This window comes from Winogradskyella marincola (assembly GCF_029624125.1).
GTDB classification, from domain to species: domain Bacteria; phylum Bacteroidota; class Bacteroidia; order Flavobacteriales; family Flavobacteriaceae; genus Winogradskyella; species Winogradskyella marincola.
Genome location: NZ_JARSBN010000005.1, coordinates 155,800 through 171,564, shown reverse-complemented (window position 1 = coordinate 171,564; position 15,765 = coordinate 155,800). Strand labels below are relative to the sequence as shown.

At 32.8% G+C, this 15,765-nt stretch carries 16 protein-coding genes; 7 read left to right on the top strand and 9 right to left on the bottom strand.

The annotated features are described in order from the left end of the window. Positions 1 to 27 precede the first annotated feature (27 nt). Positions 28 to 879 (bottom strand): glycosyltransferase, encoded by an 852-nt coding sequence (locus tag P7122_RS10745; RefSeq protein WP_278005802.1) that lies wholly within the window; start codon positions 877 to 879, stop codon positions 28 to 30. A 72-nt stretch (positions 880 to 951) separates the two neighbouring features. Between P7122_RS10745 and P7122_RS10740 the strand changes: the two genes are divergently transcribed. Next, positions 952 to 1,725 carry a lipopolysaccharide kinase InaA family protein gene (locus tag P7122_RS10740; RefSeq protein ID WP_278005801.1) on the top strand — a complete coding sequence of 258 codons (774 nt, stop codon included), beginning with the start codon at positions 952 to 954 and terminating at the stop codon, positions 1,723 to 1,725. On the opposite strand, the gene P7122_RS10735 is transcribed toward P7122_RS10740, so the two are convergent. Continuing rightward, positions 1,722 to 2,534 (bottom strand): glycosyltransferase family 2 protein, encoded by an 813-nt coding sequence (locus tag P7122_RS10735; protein ID WP_278005800.1) that lies wholly within the window; start codon positions 2,532 to 2,534, stop codon positions 1,722 to 1,724. The two genes, P7122_RS10740 and P7122_RS10735, sit on opposite strands and share 4 nt — an antisense overlap. Here P7122_RS10735 and P7122_RS10730 point away from each other — a divergent pair. Together P7122_RS10730 and P7122_RS10725 are read left to right on the top strand one after the other, a co-directional pair. Beyond that, on the top strand, positions 2,525 to 3,346 hold the full coding sequence (locus P7122_RS10730; protein ID WP_278005799.1) for a glycosyltransferase family 2 protein: 822 nt from the start codon (positions 2,525 to 2,527) through the stop codon (positions 3,344 to 3,346). The genes P7122_RS10735 and P7122_RS10730 overlap by 10 nt on opposite strands. Before the next feature lie 7 nt (positions 3,347 to 3,353). Further along, positions 3,354 to 4,175, top strand: a complete 822-nt coding sequence (locus P7122_RS10725; protein ID WP_278005798.1) for a glycosyltransferase family 2 protein — start codon at positions 3,354 to 3,356, stop codon at positions 4,173 to 4,175. On the opposite strand, the gene P7122_RS10720 is transcribed toward P7122_RS10725, so the two are convergent. Together P7122_RS10720 and P7122_RS10715 are read right to left on the bottom strand one after the other, a co-directional pair. Next, positions 4,172 to 5,242, bottom strand: coding sequence for a glycosyltransferase family 9 protein (locus tag P7122_RS10720; RefSeq protein ID WP_278005797.1), 1,071 nt, complete (start codon positions 5,240 to 5,242; stop codon positions 4,172 to 4,174). The genes P7122_RS10725 and P7122_RS10720 overlap by 4 nt on opposite strands. Before the next feature lie 71 nt (positions 5,243 to 5,313). After that, positions 5,314 to 6,129 carry a 2,3,4,5-tetrahydropyridine-2,6-dicarboxylate N-succinyltransferase gene (locus P7122_RS10715; protein WP_278005796.1) on the bottom strand — a complete coding sequence of 272 codons (816 nt, stop codon included), beginning with the start codon at positions 6,127 to 6,129 and terminating at the stop codon, positions 5,314 to 5,316. A 476-nt stretch (positions 6,130 to 6,605) separates the two neighbouring features. On the opposite strand from P7122_RS10715, the gene ruvX reads away from it, so the two are divergent. From ruvX to mazG, 4 genes are all read left to right on the top strand, one after another. Further along, on the top strand, positions 6,606 to 7,019 hold the full coding sequence (gene ruvX, locus P7122_RS10710) for a Holliday junction resolvase RuvX (RefSeq protein ID WP_278005795.1): 414 nt from the start codon (positions 6,606 to 6,608) through the stop codon (positions 7,017 to 7,019). A 38-nt stretch (positions 7,020 to 7,057) separates the two neighbouring features. Further along, entirely contained in the window at positions 7,058 to 7,648 is a 591-nt protein-coding gene (def, locus tag P7122_RS10705) for a peptide deformylase (RefSeq protein WP_278005794.1), read from the top strand. Positions 7,649 to 7,750: 102 nt separating this feature from the next. Further along, entirely contained in the window at positions 7,751 to 8,185 is a 435-nt protein-coding gene (locus P7122_RS10700) for a DUF5606 family protein (protein ID WP_278005793.1), read from the top strand. A 3-nt stretch (positions 8,186 to 8,188) separates the two neighbouring features. Further along, on the top strand, positions 8,189 to 8,962 hold the full coding sequence (mazG, locus tag P7122_RS10695; protein ID WP_278005792.1) for a nucleoside triphosphate pyrophosphohydrolase: 774 nt from the start codon (positions 8,189 to 8,191) through the stop codon (positions 8,960 to 8,962). Between the two features lie 254 nt (positions 8,963 to 9,216). On the opposite strand, the gene P7122_RS10690 is transcribed toward mazG, so the two are convergent. The 5 genes from P7122_RS10690 to P7122_RS10670 form a co-directional block, all read right to left on the bottom strand. Continuing rightward, entirely contained in the window at positions 9,217 to 11,181 is a 1,965-nt protein-coding gene (locus P7122_RS10690) for a DUF349 domain-containing protein (protein WP_278005791.1), read from the bottom strand. 274 nt (positions 11,182 to 11,455) lie between these two features. Beyond that, positions 11,456 to 12,211 (bottom strand): shikimate dehydrogenase family protein, encoded by a 756-nt coding sequence (locus P7122_RS10685; RefSeq protein WP_278005790.1) that lies wholly within the window; start codon positions 12,209 to 12,211, stop codon positions 11,456 to 11,458. Next, positions 12,180 to 13,199, bottom strand: coding sequence for a DUF368 domain-containing protein (locus P7122_RS10680; protein WP_278005789.1), 1,020 nt, complete (start codon positions 13,197 to 13,199; stop codon positions 12,180 to 12,182). Before P7122_RS10680 ends, P7122_RS10685 begins: the two co-directional genes overlap by 32 nt. Next, positions 13,199 to 14,167, bottom strand: coding sequence for a DUF368 domain-containing protein (locus tag P7122_RS10675; RefSeq protein WP_278005788.1), 969 nt, complete (start codon positions 14,165 to 14,167; stop codon positions 13,199 to 13,201). Before P7122_RS10675 ends, P7122_RS10680 begins: the two co-directional genes overlap by 1 nt. A gap of 37 nt (positions 14,168 to 14,204) precedes the next feature. Beyond that, positions 14,205 to 15,611 (bottom strand): tetratricopeptide repeat protein, encoded by a 1,407-nt coding sequence (locus tag P7122_RS10670; protein WP_278005787.1) that lies wholly within the window; start codon positions 15,609 to 15,611, stop codon positions 14,205 to 14,207. Positions 15,612 to 15,765: the final 154 nt, after the last annotated feature.

Sequence of the window (15,765 nt, the reverse complement as noted above, 5' to 3'; positions counted from 1 at the left end):
GCAAAGCAAAAGTAAGACTTTTCAAGTTTACTTAATCTTATAAAGGCCAAGTGCTTTTTTTAACTTTTTACTTGCTAAAACATAATTAACATATAACTTGTTTTTTAGGCTTAGAGTTCTCCATTTTTTATGCGGAATGATCTCGTTACTCACCTTTTTTTCAATCGATTTTGATACTATAAACTGAGTTTTTATATCGTCCCAATCTACATTATCATAACCATCAAACTCGTTGACCTTATTCTTTTCGTGTATGATAGACATCCAAAGGCGTTTGTTGGCAATTTCAACACGCCTAGATTCTTTTTTCCACATATTATGGTCACTAAACCAAACTGTTTTTGGAGCTTCATTTTTTTCAATAAGACTTATAAAAGGATTAAAAATATGCTCTTTTTTACCCAACATTATATCTGGTGAAATTTGAAGCGAATACCCCTTTAATACATCTATTGCCATAAAGTCTTGAGACTTGAATTGAGATTGAATTGTATTGATGTAATCTTTATGAATACAGTCATCATTGTCTATACGAGAAGTAATAATATATGACGAATCATTACTGTCTTTAGTAATGTAATTTTTTATAGAATTATGAAATGCCTCCATACCATCAATATAGAATGACTTAAAGTGAGGGTAGGGCTTTAGCAGTATTTCTAATTCGGTTTTAAAATCAGAATCTGTACTTGTGTCAAAAAATAGTAGCCACTGAAAATTTGTATTGGTTTGACTTGCTACAGATGGTAAACAAAAATTACTAAAAAGACCAATACGGTGCGTCATCCACTCGCGAGTTAATAGGGTTTCGTTATTCTTAGTAACTTCCCAGTTTTTATTTTTAAGATTAAAACGCGTGATAAGATAATGTTTAAACATAGTATGGTATTAGTTGCTGGCAAATTTAAAGAATTAAATAGCTACTTTTGCAAACTAAGGTAATAGCTATATATGTCTGTAACAATTAAAATTCATAAAGATTCCAAACTTACAAAGTCCACTGTTTTATCTACACTCGATAATTTTGAGCATCAAGGTGAGCTTATAGGTACAGGTTACAGAAACGTTATTAAGATTCTTGATATTGAAGATGAACACTATAATATCAAAGGTTTTAAAGTGCCTAATTTGGTGAATAAAATTGTGTATCGTTTTTTTAGAAAAAGTAAAGCAGAACGTTCTTTTTTATATGCTGAGCGATTACTAAAAAACGGAATTTTAACACCAAAACCAGAAGCTTATATTGAATACAAGTCTTTATTTATTTTTGGTAAAAGCTATTACATAAGCAAGCAGTTAGAATACGATTTTACTATAAGAAAACTTATAGACGAGCCTGAGTGTGATGATTACGATAATATCCTAAGGCAGTTTACACAATTTACTTTCAAGTTGCACGAAAAAGGGATACACTTTTTAGATCATTCACCAGGAAATACTTTAATCAAAAAAACAGATTCTGGTTACGACTTTTATTTGGTAGATCTTAATAGAATGAACTTTAAAACGCTAACGTATGATGAGCGATTAGCAAATTTTGCACGCTTATCTCCAAAAGATTATATGCTAGATATAATAAGTGATGAATATGCCAAGCTTATAAATAAACCACACGAAGAGGTTAAAGAGAGAATGTACTTTTTTTCTAAGAAATTTTCTTCAGGTTTTAAGAAAAAAGAAGCTTTTAAAAAGAAATATTATTTCTGGAGAAAAAAGAAAAACTAAATTTCCTTCTTATAAATCTCACGCAACTTAGAGTACTTCAAAAAAGTAATATTTGCAGTTTGTACACAGATTACAAAGCCGTTAAAACCATCTAAAAACCCAAGCCTCAAAACATAAGATTTAAAAAATGCCCAAGTCGGATTCCATACAATTTTCCAGATAGGAGCAGTTTTACCTTTGTTATAATAAGCCTTGGCTGCAATTGTAGAGAAATGTTCGGTTTTATTATTAAATTCAGAATAAGTTTGGTACGTCCAATGCAGAATATCACCTTTTAAGTGTCCGCTTTTGGTCTTATTATCGTAAAACTGAACATTATCATGCGGATTAATTCCTTTCCATTCAGCTTTTGTTTTATCAAAAACACGCAATTTTCTGTTAGGATACCAATCGCTGTGTTTTATCCATTGACCACAAAAATTATTAAAACGATTGGCGTAATATCCATCAAAATTCCAATTGTTTTTTAGCTCAATTATAGATGTTTGAAGCTCTTCAGAAAGTGCCTCATCACCATCAAGAGAAATAACATGGTTGTGTGTAGTTTGGTTTAGCGCAAAGTTCTTCTGCTCTATGTAGCCTAAAAATTTCTGCTCAATAAACGCTACGTTATATTTTTGGCAAATGTTTTTGGTATTATCGGTAGAGTAGGAGTCAACAACAATAATTTCGTCAACTACATTAACTAAGGATTGTAAACATCGTTCAATGTTTCGTTCTTCATTAAAGGTAATAATAACACCAGAGAGTTTTAGCATAGTTGTGATTTCACTGCTGTAAAAATAGTATTTTTGTGCTAATGAAATCATCACTAAAGGCTTCAGTTATCATAAGCACTTACAACCAACCAAAATGGTTAGCGTTGGTGTTGCATAGTTATGAAATTCAAACAGAATCTAATTTCGAATTAATCATAGCTGACGATGGTTCTGACGAGAGAACAAAAGCTGTAATTGATGAGTTTTCTAAGCAGTCAAGCATAAATATTACTCACGTATGGCAAGAGGATGAAGGCTTTCAGAAAACCAAAATTCTTAATAAAGCCATAATAGCTTCAAATGCAGAATATCTCATATTTACAGATGGTGATTGTATTGCAAGAGCAGATTTTGTAGCAACACATTTAAGGTTGAAGCAAATGAGTTGTGCGCTATCAGGAGGATATTTTAAGTTATCTGAAAAAATATCTCAAAGTATTACTAAAGAGATCATAGATGGTCAAAAATGTTTCGATAAACAGTGGCTTTTAAAGCAAGGTCAGACTAAAAGTTTTAAGCTAAATAAGTTAACGAAGTCTAAATTGAAAGCTAACCTCTTAAACACATTAACTCCAACAAAAGCTACTTTTGATGGCATGAATGTATCTTGTCATAAAAATGATATTTTAGCTGTAAATGGTTTTGATGAGCGTATGCAATATGGAGGTGAAGACAGGGAAGTAGGCGAGCGTATGATGAATAATGGTGTAAGATTCAAGCAAGTGAGGTATAGTACTATTTGTGTACATTTGCATCACGAAAGACCTTATAAAAACGAAGAAGCAGAGACTTTAAATCTGAAAATTCGAAAAGAAACAAAAAAAAATAAATCAACATATACCAAGTTTGGTATTAAGAGATAAAAAATTCATGGCGTTACCAAAAATTACAGTCATTATTGCTACTTACAATAAAACCGATTGGTTAGAGAAAGTGCTGTATGGCTATAGTGTACAAACCTACAAAGACTTTGATGTTATTATAGCAGATGATGGTTCTACAGAAGAAACCAAAAATTTAATTGATAAGTTTAAACAAGATTATCCTGTAGAAATTACGCACGCTTGGCATGAAGACAAAGGATACAGACGCCAAAAAATATTAAATGAAGCTATAGTCATGGCAAAAAATGATTATATCTTATTTACAGATGGCGATTGTATTCCGCGTGAAGATTTTGTAGATACTCATGCTAAACATGCTGAAAAAGGCTACTTTTTGTCTGGCGGCTATTGTAAACTTCCAATGGACATTAGCGAAACTATTGCTGAAGATGATATAAAGTCTAAGCGTTGTTTTGAGGTTAAATGGCTTAAAGCACAAGGTGAGTTGAGTGGGAAAAACAAACTAAAGCTCTCTGCAAAAAATGGTCTGGCTAACTTCTTGGATGTGGTAACTCCAACAGGTGCTACATTTAACAACTGTAATTCCTCAGCATGGAAATCTGATTTAATTGCAATCAATGGTTATGACGAACGTATGCAATATGGTGGGCCAGATAGAGAGTTGGGTGAGCGTTTGGTAAACAATGGCATTAAGACAAAACAAATACGATACAAAGCTATTTGCCTGCATCTAGATCATGCACGTGGTTATAAAACACAAGAATCTTTAGATAGAAATTTAGCGATTAGAGCTAAGGTGAAAAAAGAAAATTTAAAGTGGACTGAATTCGGTATTAAGAAAGGTTAAGCCTGTAATCTTTCTAAAAATTTAACCAAGCCTTCTTCAAAAAGAGAAGGTTTAAATTTTAAATACAAATCAAAAGCTTTAGATTTTAATTCTTTTGGGTGCTTTATATCAATATATGGTTGTTTGTTGTAATCTTTTAGATGAACCGAAACGTGCTTTATACCATCATCAAACATATTCCAAGCTTCTTTTTTTATCCAAGGTGAAAAAATAGTAAATGTTGGGATGCTCAAAGCTTTCGCCATGTTTATAGCACCTCCTTCATTTCCTATTAGTGCATCGCAATGCTGTGTTATGGCTAAAAAATCTCTCAAACTTTTACCGAAAACATTAAAATGAACGTTGTCTTGAGTTTTTGATGCACAAAGATTTAAAATCGCTTTAGCATCAGCCTCTTGTTTTGGTATATAATTGAATAAAATCTGGCTTTCGGGTTGAGTTGTTACAATTGTATCAATTACAGAAGCCATATAGTCAAACGGATAAGTTTTGTTAGATCCGCTTCCCAAAACACCAATCATGTAGAGTGGTTTGTTAGTGTCAATGTTATTTGATTCTAAAAACGCTTTAGCTGCAGATTCTTCCTCTTTAGTAAGATATATTTTTGGTCTTACTATTTTACTGCTATCTATATTTATAGGCTGCAATAGTTGCAGTCGGTTTTCTATGGCCAAACCAGCATTGGTATCTGCTTTAGCTTTGTGTTTGTATAAGTTGGTATACAATAGCTTATTTCTGCTTTTATCTATAGAAATTCTAATTTTCGCCTTAGAAAGTAAAGTTATGAGGTTACTCGATAGTTTAGAGTAAACATCTATGATAACATCGTAATTTTCTTTGCGAAGTTGTTTAGCAAGTTTAAAAAGTTTCAGTTTACTGTTTTCGTGTTCTGGAGTAAAAAACTGAATCTTATCTATGTAAGGGTTTTGATCTACAACAGGAAACGTGTGCGTATTTATAAGGTAATGCAATTCTGCATCAGGATATTGATGTTTAATGGCTTCAAACAATATGCTCGAAGCCAAAACATCACCAATCATTTTTTGTTGTATGATTAAAATTTTCATTCAGAAAAGCTTAATTATGCAAAATTATTTTTTCCTTCTTAAGGAAATATTTGTAGTATAAAATAGCTTTTTTAAACCGCTACATCATACTCGCGTAAAGCATCATTTAGAGATGTTTTCTTATCTGTACTTTCTTTACGTTTTCCAATAATTAAAGCACAAGGTACTTGGTATTCTCCAGCTGCAAATTTCTTGGTGTAACTACCAGGAATTACAACAGAACGCGCAGGTACTCTACCTTTCATTTCTACAGGTTCATCACCAGTAACATCTATAATTTTAGTACTCATAGTCAATACCACATTAGCACCAAGAACAGCTTCTTTTTCTACATGTACTCCTTCTACAACAATACAGCGGCTGCCAATAAAAGCTCCGTCTTCAATAATTACAGGAGAGGCTTGTAAAGGTTCTAGCACACCACCAATACCAACACCACCAGAGAGGTGTACGTTTTTACCAATCTGCGCACAACTACCAACTGTGGCCCAAGTGTCTACCATTGTACCTTCATCTACATAAGCACCAATGTTAACATAGCTTGGCATCATAATAACACCTTTAGAAATGTAAGCTCCGTGCCTGGCAACAGCGTTAGGAACAACTCTAATACCCTTTTCCATGTAGTTGCGCTTTAATGGAATTTTGTCGTGATATTCAAAGATACCAACCTCGTGGGTTTCCATTTTCTGAATAGGGAAGTAAAGCACAACTGCTTTTTTAACCCATTCATTTACTTGCCATCCATTTTCGGTTGGTTCTGCAACACGTAAGGTGCCAGCATCAATAAGATCTATAACACTTCTTATAGCATCTATAGTAACTTGGTTGGTTAATTGAGAACGATCGTCCCAAGCGCTTTCTATGACGGATTGTAATTGTTTCATGTGTTTTAAAATTTTACCAAAAGTACATGATTTTTTTCATTCAATAATTGGCAAGAGCCGAATAGAAATAATGAAGATTTATAAGTGTTTGATGCATAGAAACTAAGCTTTAGTACTCGTTTTTTAGTGTAACGATATGTTAGTATTTTGTTATAATGGTTTGTTTATTAGCTTTTTGTGACCTTTTGTAAAAAGATGTGTCTCATAAGTGTTAAATGTGATGAAAATTTATTTAGCATAAGTTTATCTGAGGATTTAATTAATAGCTAATTATGAAAACTCCTCTCCCCTAATTGAGGAGTTTTCTTTTTTTTTGAAAAATAATGTGACCAATAATAACGTTTAGTGTCTTAATAGATATAATTAGCGTGATTTATTTATAGAGGGTAATAAAATCAACGACTTAATTAATAACTAATTTTTAAAAACGCTTCTTTTTATTAAGAGGCGTTTTTTATTACACTATCTTTGCAGTAATGGGAAGAATATTAGCCATAGATTACGGTACAAAAAGAACAGGATTGGCAGTTACAGATCCAATGCAAATTATTGCTTCAGGATTAACAACGGTAGAAACCAAAGAGTTAATAACGTATTTAAAAACTTATGTCGATACAGAAGGTGTAGAAAAATTTGTTGTAGGAGAGCCTAAACAAATGGATAATACAGCTTCAGAAAGTGAAGTTTATATTCAAAAGTTTTTAGAAAAAATGGTTAAAGAGTTTCCTAATATTCCTATTGTTAGAGTAGATGAGCGTTTTACATCTAAAATGGCCTTTCAAACCATGATAGATAGTGGTCTCAAGAAAAAGCAAAGACAAAATAAAGCATTAGTAGACGAAATTAGTGCAACCTTAATTTTGCAAAGCTATTTAGCTTCAAATTTTTAAATAAGAATTGTACTTTTGCACGCGAAAACAACGAAATTATGATATTACCAATAGTTGCATATGGAGATGCGGTATTAAAAAAAGAAGCTAAGGAAATAGACAAAGACTACCCTAAGCTTAATGAACTTATTGAAAATATGTACGAGACAATGTATGGTGCTCATGGTGTTGGTTTAGCAGCGCCACAAATTGGGTTGCCTATTCGTTTGTTTTTAGTAGATACAGAACCTTTTTCTGATGATGAAGATTTATCTGAAAAAGATAGAGAGCAAATGAAGAATTTTAAGAAAACATTCATCAACGCTCAGATATTAGAAGAAGAAGGGGATGAATGGGCTTTTAATGAAGGCTGTTTAAGCATTCCAGATGTTAGAGAAGATGTATTTAGAAAGCCTAAAATAAAGATTCAATATCAAGATGAAAATTTTGATACACATGTAGAAGAATACGATGGTTTAATAGCCAGAGTCATTCAGCATGAGTACGATCATATCGAAGGAGTTTTGTTTACCGACAAACTATCATCGTTTAAAAAACGTTTGATAAAAGGAAAGTTGACAAACATTTCTAAAGGAAAAATAAGAATAGATTATAAAATGCGTTTTCCTGCAATGAGCAAGAAGCGTTAATAAACAATAAAAATAGATTGACTGTTGTGTTGAGTCTGTAAAAGCGTATTTAAGAAACAAATAGACTTCGATAGGATTCTCAACAACAAATTAAAAATTACTATGAGCTTAGATAAAATATTAGCTATTTCTGGAAAACCAGGATTATACGAAATCGTAACACAGACAAGAACAGGAGCTGTTGTACAATCTTTAATAGATAAAAAAAGAATTACTGTAGGTGCACACAGTAACATTAGTATTTTAAGCGAAATTGCCATCTATACTTTAACAGAAGAAGTACCATTAAAGGATGTATTAAAAAAGGTTAAAGACAAAGAAAATGGTGAGCAAACATCGATTAGTCACAAAGACAGTAAAGATACTTTAGAAGAATATTTCTTTGAAGTTTTACCAGATTATGATGAAGATCGTGTGTATCCTTCAGACATAAAAAAAGTAATTCAGTGGTACAACTTACTACACAAAAATGATCTTTTAGGATCACTTGAAACTGAAGCTGTAGAAGAAACAGCTACTTCAGACGAAGAAGAATAGAACATGTCTAACAAAGCAGCCCAACTAAAAGCTTTTGAACGTTTGCTTGTTATTATGGACGAGTTGCGAGAACAATGTCCATGGGATAAAAAGCAAACGATGGAATCGCTGCGTCATCTCACCATAGAAGAGGTTTACGAACTTGGTGATGCCATTTTAGATAATGACCTAGATGAGGTAAAGAAGGAGTTGGGAGATGTGTTACTGCATATTGTTTTCTATTCTAAAATAGGAAGTGAAACAAATAATTTTGATATCGCAGATGTGTGTAATAGCATCTGCGATAAACTTATAGATCGTCATCCGCACATCTATGGAGATGTTAAGGTTGAAAACGAAGAAGACGTAAAACGCAATTGGGAGCAATTAAAACTCAAAGAAGGCAAAAAAAGCGTACTCGAAGGTGTGCCAAGAAGCTTACCTGCTATGGTAAAAGCCAATAGAATACAAGATAAAGTTGCAGGAGTTGGTTTTGATTGGGAACAACCAGAACAAGTTTTTGAAAAAGTAGAAGAGGAGTTAGCCGAATTAAAAGTAGAAATAGCAAAAGGAAATCAAGATGCTATTGAAAGTGAATTTGGTGATGTTTTATTTTCTATGATTAATTATGCACGCTTTCTAAAAGTAAATCCTGAAAATGCTTTAGAGCGTACCAATAAAAAATTCATAAAACGCTTTCAATACCTAGAAAGTAAATCTAAAGAACTTAATAAGCCACTAAAAGACATGACCTTATCTGAGATGGATGTCTTTTGGGAAGAGGCGAAATCTCTTTAGTCGTTTTGTCATTCTGAACTTGTTTCAGAATCTCACAATGTTAAAATTATCCCAAAAAGAAAACCTTAAGATCCAAACAGAAATTTCTCACGTAAATAAGATATATAAAAACAACAACGTTTTTATATTCTTAGTAGGAAATCTTAATTATTATTAAGCGGTTGTAATTAAGGTTAATTTAGTTTAGTTAGGGCAAAACCCATCTGTTAGTAGCAGATGGGTTTTGATTTTTTATGCAAAAAAGAGATTAGAACCTAAGAATACATCCCACGAATCTTGGTAAGCTTAGCTTTCCAGGTTTCTAGTTCTTTTTTGTGCTTGGCAATGTTTTTATGTACATCTTTTACCAATGGATTATCAGAATCTACATTGGTGAAAAATTGTAAGTTGTTTTCTAGCTGCGTTATTTCAGATTTTACTTCACCAATTTTCTTACGAATAAAGTTTTGTTCGTGATCTAAAAGTCTGGTGTCATCGTCATTATTGGCTAAATTTTCAAGCTTACTTTCAAATTTTACCATTTCTAACTTAGACTTCTCCATTTTTAGTTTATCAAAAGCATCGTCAATTGCTTTGTAGAATTTTCCATCTATGTAGCGTTTGTTTTGTGGTACATAGCCAACTTCTTTCCACTCAGCAATTTTGGTTTTTAAAGTTTCAACATCAGCTTTGTTGTCGCCACTTAGTTCCATTGCTTTCAAGTCTTCAAGCAGCTTTACTTTTTTATCAAACGCATCGTATAAATGCTGGTTTTCAGCTTTTCGTTGTGCATGCATTCTGTCAAAATAGTGGTTGCATGCATTTTTAAACTGTTTCCAGATTTTGTCGCTATCGCGTCTTGGAACATGACCAATTTTTTTCCAATCGTTCTGAATTTTCTTCATTAAAGGAGTAACAACGGCAAAGTCTTCGCTGTCTTTATTTTCTTCAGCTATTTTTATAAGCTCTCTCTTTTTTTGAAGATTCTCGTATTGGTCTTTCTTTAAATCTTTGTAAAACTTGTTTTTCCCTCTGTTAAAAGCTCTAACGGTGTCTTTAAACTTTGCCCAAGTAGCTTCGTTTACTTTAAGAGGCACTTTTCCAGCATTAAAAAATGCTTCACGTAGCGCTTCAACTTCTTTTATTTTCTTTTGCCATGCACTGTGAGCATTGGCTTTGTCTTCTGCAACAGCTTGGATTTTTGCTATGATTTCTTCTTTCTTTTCAAGATTTTTTTCATAAGCTTTGTCTAAATCTGCATAGTAAGCCTGACGCTTGTCATGTATGGTTTTTGTGGCATTACTAAAACGTTCCCAAATTTCTTCTCTGTGTTCTTTGGCTACAGGACCAAGTTCTTCTTTCCAAAGTTTGTGTAGTACCTGTAGTTCTCTAAATACACGATTAATATTGTTGTCTTTAGCAAGTTCTTCGGCACGCTCAATGATTTTTAGTTTTTGATCATAGTTGTGCTTAAAGTCCATATCTCTTAGATCGTTATTAAGATGTAAGAAATCATAAAAACGCTCTACATGATGATGGTATGTGTTCCAGGCATTATTGTATTTATCTCTTGGAATTGGGCCAGCATTACGCCATTTTTCCTGAAGCTCTTTAAAGGTTTTATAGGTAGAACCCATGTTTTCTTCTACAGAAAGCAGGCCTTTAATTTCTTCAATAATAGCCAATCTATTTTCGAGATTTTGCTTTAGGTTGTGCTCACGCTCTTTGTAGTAAGCACTTATAGATTGTTTGTAATCTTTATAAAGTTGGTTGAATAGTTTTTTGGTATCGTTGGTGTAGTAGAAATCTATTTCGTTGCCGCCATCGTTTATAAACTCTTCTTTCTTTTCTTCTAAAAGCTCACCAAATTTAGCATTGAATTCTGTTTTAATTTCATTGACTTGCTTAGATATGGTCTGAATTTTATGATGCTTTAAAAGCCTGTTGAGCTCTTCTGCTAAATCTTGCATAGTCATGGCATGATAGTCCTTTTCTTCTACCTCATGACGCTCTGCATTAGACTCGTCTTCTGCATCTTCTGCATTAGAAGCTTCAATTTCTGAATGCGCATCATCAGCGTCTACTTTAGATTCACTGTCAGAATCTTCAGCAGATTCATTTTCGATTTTCACTTCTGCATGTTCTTCAACTTGTGGAGTTGATTCTTCTTGAGGAGTAGTGTTCTGTAACTCTACTTCTTTTTTTCCGTCTGCATCTTGCAGGTTATCATTCTCAGACATATGTCAAAAATATTTATTAGGAGGTTAAAGATACTAACAACTCGTTGAATAACAAAGGAAATAAAAAGGTGATGTTTTTTGAATTGTTGAACAGGGTAATTGTTAATTTGTTAGCTGTTATTCCATCGCTCTTTTAAATATAAGGATGGTCTAGTTGTTTGCGAAGTGTTTGGTTTTTTTGTCATTTTCACTACTAACTACTAACTACTAACTACTAACTACTAACTACTAACTACTAACTACTAACTACTAACTACTAACTACTAACTACTCGCTACTTATTCCATATTTCCCAAGATTTTTCGGCTTGCAGCTTTAGCATCTCTAATCCGTTGATAATTGTAGCTCCTTTTAATTTACCGCAATTAAGGAATTTTGTTTCTTCAGGATTATAGATAAGATCGTATAAAATATGTTTGTCTGTAATGCCGTCATAAGGAATATCAGGACATTCATTTACATTAGGAAATGTACCAATTGGTGTACAGTTTATAATAATTTGAAATGAAGCAATGATGTCTTCAGTCAATTCAGAATAGGTGTAGGTAACATCTTCTTTTTTAGTTCTAGAAATATAATGATGCTCAATACCAAGTTTCTTTAGAGCATAAGCTATGGCTTTAGAAGCGCCTCCTGTACCCAAGATTAATGCTCGCTTATGATGTTTCTTTAAATGTGGCTTTAATGAGTTCTTAAAACCATCATAATCTGTATTAAAGCCAATTAATTTGCCTTTTTTGATCTTTATAGTGTTAACGGCACCAATTTTTTTTGCGCGTTTATTTAGCTTGTCTAATAAGGAAATAATGTCTTCTTTATACGGAATAGTAACGTTAAGACCCTTTAAATTAGAAGTGTTTTCAATAATCTCCTTTAGTTCGTCAATTGATTGTATATCAAAATTAACATAAGAATGTGGTAAACCTTCGTTAGAAAATTTATCTGCAAAATACCCTCTAGAAAATGAATAGGAAATATTTTTTCCTACCAATCCAAACTTAAGTTTTGATTTGTCTTGTGCGTTGTCCATACCATTCTAATCCCAATACTATAAGGATTCCAAGACCAATATACGCAATTGCAATATAAGTTTCGGTAGTCGCCTCAGGGAAAAAACGCTTGTAATTTGCAATAACCTGTTTGCCAGTGGAATCTAAAATGTGGCTGCCATCTGCGTTGGTTTTGTATATAGTTTCTTTCCATGGCCAAACCACACCAAGTGATCCAATAATAAAGCCAACTATAGTTGCAAGTGTAATGTTCTTATAATGATGTAAAATATAGTTTAGTACATGCGAAAAGGTCACTAAACCAGCTACAGAGCCTAATGTAAAAATGCTAAGAACTTTGAGCATTCTTATTCTGGCTTCATTTTTTATGAACTCAAAATTACCAGTAAATATATCTGAAAGTGTATCGTATAGTGCATTTACCGAATCCACCAGAAGAAGCACATAATTACCAAGTAAAATTAATATAAACGAACCCGAAAACCCAGGAAGTGTCATGCCAGAAACGCTAATAATACCACAGAAAAATACAAACCATAGATTGTCGTTTTCTTTGGCAGGATCTAAAAAACTAATGCTTATGCCAATAACAGCACCAAGGATTAAAGCAATAATTGTTTTGCTATTCCAAGCTTTAAAATCTTTACTGATGTAATAGATGGAGCCTAGTATCATACCAAAAAAAGCACTCCACACATAAAGCTGAAAGTTAACAATGAGGTAATCGAGTATTTTAGAAACACTAAAGTAGCTCACAATCATTCCTAAGAATAAAAGTCCTAGAAACTTACCATTAATGTATTGATAAAAACTTTTAAAACGACCGTTAAAAAGAAGTTTGAACGCAGTTTTATTAACACGTTGAAGCGAATAAATAAACTCTTCGTAAAAACCAGCAACAAAGGCCACAACACCACCAGAAACTCCAGGAACTTTGTTAGCGGCTCCCATTGCCAGCCCTTTTATGACCAAAAAAATACGATCCTTAAAAGTTCTGGTGCTTTGCATTAGATTTTATTTTTTTGATCTCCTAAACGCTCTAAAATTAAAATCGTGGCAAATCCAATTACAACAAATACTAATGCCATAACTATTTGATTATCTCCTTGGTAAGAAGAGGGCAAAATGCTTTGGTCTAATAAGGTAACTTCTTGCCCTTCAGAATTAATTCTGGTTTTAAGAATCTTTTTCCAAGGCCATATTTTGTTAAGTGAACCAATCATAAAACCAGTTAAGATGGCTAATGTTAGATTCTTTTGGTGTTTAAACATCCAGTTTAATGCTTTAGAGAAGACTTTTAAGCCAACAACAGCACCAATAGCTAGCAAAACAAACTTTAAAAAGGCGTCTTTAAATAACGCCATATTGCCTGTTAACAAGCCATCGCGTAAATTATTTATAGTGTCAATTGCAGTTTGGTAAGCGCCTAAAATAAGTAGAATAAAAGCACCAGAAACACCAGGTAGTATCATTGCAATTATGGCAATAAAACCACAGAATAATAAATAAAGAGAACTGTCTGGTGAAGCAAAAGGTTCAGCTAATGTTATAAAATAGGATAGTACAGATGTAGCAATAATGGCTAGGATAATTTTTGGAGACCATCCTTTTATTTGTTTTGCTATGTATAGAATACTTGCCAGTACCAATCCAAAAAAGAAAGACCATAATAAAATAGGTTCGTTGTGCAAAAGCCACTTTATAAGTTTGGCTAAGGATAAAATACTAATGGCAATTCCTGAGAACAAAGCCAAAAGGAATGAGCCATTTATAGATTTCCACGCGGCTTTAAAACCTTGTTGTTTCCATACTTTAAAAACTCCTAGGTTTACTTTGTCGATACTCTCTATTAATTCTTCGTAAATACCCGAAATAAAGGCTATGGTTCCGCCAGAAACACCTGGTACTACATCTGCAGCTCCCATAGCTACACCTTTAAAAGCGATAATAAGATAGTCTAAAAAACGTCTTTGCATTTCTTTTTTTATAAGAAATGCTAAGGTATGGATTTTTTTAGTCGGAAGTCTTTTTTACTTCCGAAATTATGGCTTTAACCATCGGTCTTTCAATGAGCAAAGGAAAGAGTTCTGAAACAATAAAACTATAATCTGCATTAAGTCTTAACGCGTTTTTTAAATGAAAATGACCTTCTTGTGTCTTTTGTGTTGTAAAATATAAGCCACCTAGTCTGTATTCAATTTCTGGGTTATCTGGATAAAATTCAGCAGCTTGAAGCAGGTTGTAAATTGATGCTTCATATTCTCCCAGCGCAATTAAAATATCAGAACGATCTATCCAAGTTTCAAGTTCGTAATTGCCGAGTTCTAAAGTTTTTTTATAGCCAACTTCTGCTTCTTCAAGGAAGTTTAGACGTTTATTTATTGTAGCATATAGTTTCCAGTACAACACATTTTCACCGTCAATATTTACAGCATTTTTAATATACTTCAACGCTTTGTTATAGTTAAGGCGTTTCATGTAAAACTTTGTAATAGCAATCCAGCCTTTGTCTAGCAAAGCATCGTCTTCAATGGTTTTATTAAAAAATTGTATTGCTAAATCGTCTTTACCAATTTTTTCGTAACAGTGGCCAATTCTTAGTAAGGCAAATGATGTTGGGTCTTCTAAAGCGAGTGTTATTTTGTAATTAACTATAGCTTCTTCATATTGCTCTAGTTTTTCTAGAACTTTACCCTTTTCTATATAAGCACCTACAAAAGTATCATCTGAAATGATAGCAAAATCAAATGCAGCATTGGCTTTGTGGTAATCTTTAACCGCAAAATATTGACGACCCAACTGGTGCCAAGCCACTTCGCAATAAGGATTAGAATCTAAAAAGTTATTAAGATAACTTATGGCTTCTTCATTCTGATCTAGAAAATCGTAACAGTAAACAATGTTGTGTAATGCTGAGTAATCTGAAGAGTCACTTTCTAAGCATTTTTTAAAGTAAATGACAGCATTTTCAAATTGATCGAGGAATAAATATTCCATACCAACCAAAGCGTATAAATCTGAATCATCTTCTGGAGTAGAAGAGATGTCTATAGCAATTAAAAGTGTATTAATTGCTTTTTCGTGCTCATCTTGCTTAGAGAGTACGTTAGCTTTTTGAATGTATATTTCTTCGTTACTAGGTTCAATATCATGAAGTGTGTCTAGTATTTCATCTGCTTCATTGAATTTGTTCTCAATAACTAAAATTTCTACCTGAAATAATCTAAGATTAATTGATGTAGGATGTTGTTCTAAGCCAAGTTTTATGGCACGTTTGGCTAAAGCAATTTTTCCATTCTCGAGATAATGATGTATGATGTTTTCAAATTCATTCGAATCAAAAAACAAAATATCATTTGTCTTTAGCATAGATTCAAATCTTAGAAGTGGATAGTTTTCGTCTTCGTGACTATAATTCATAAGCGGCTTTAAGATTCACTCGATCATCAAGATTTAAGAACACTTAATATTGCGTTTATTTTAGGTAGCGCATAACTTTGTGAGTGCTCTAGTCTCAAAAATTGTTTACTAATCTAAATTACAGTTATCCTTTAATGATGGAGGTGAAATACGT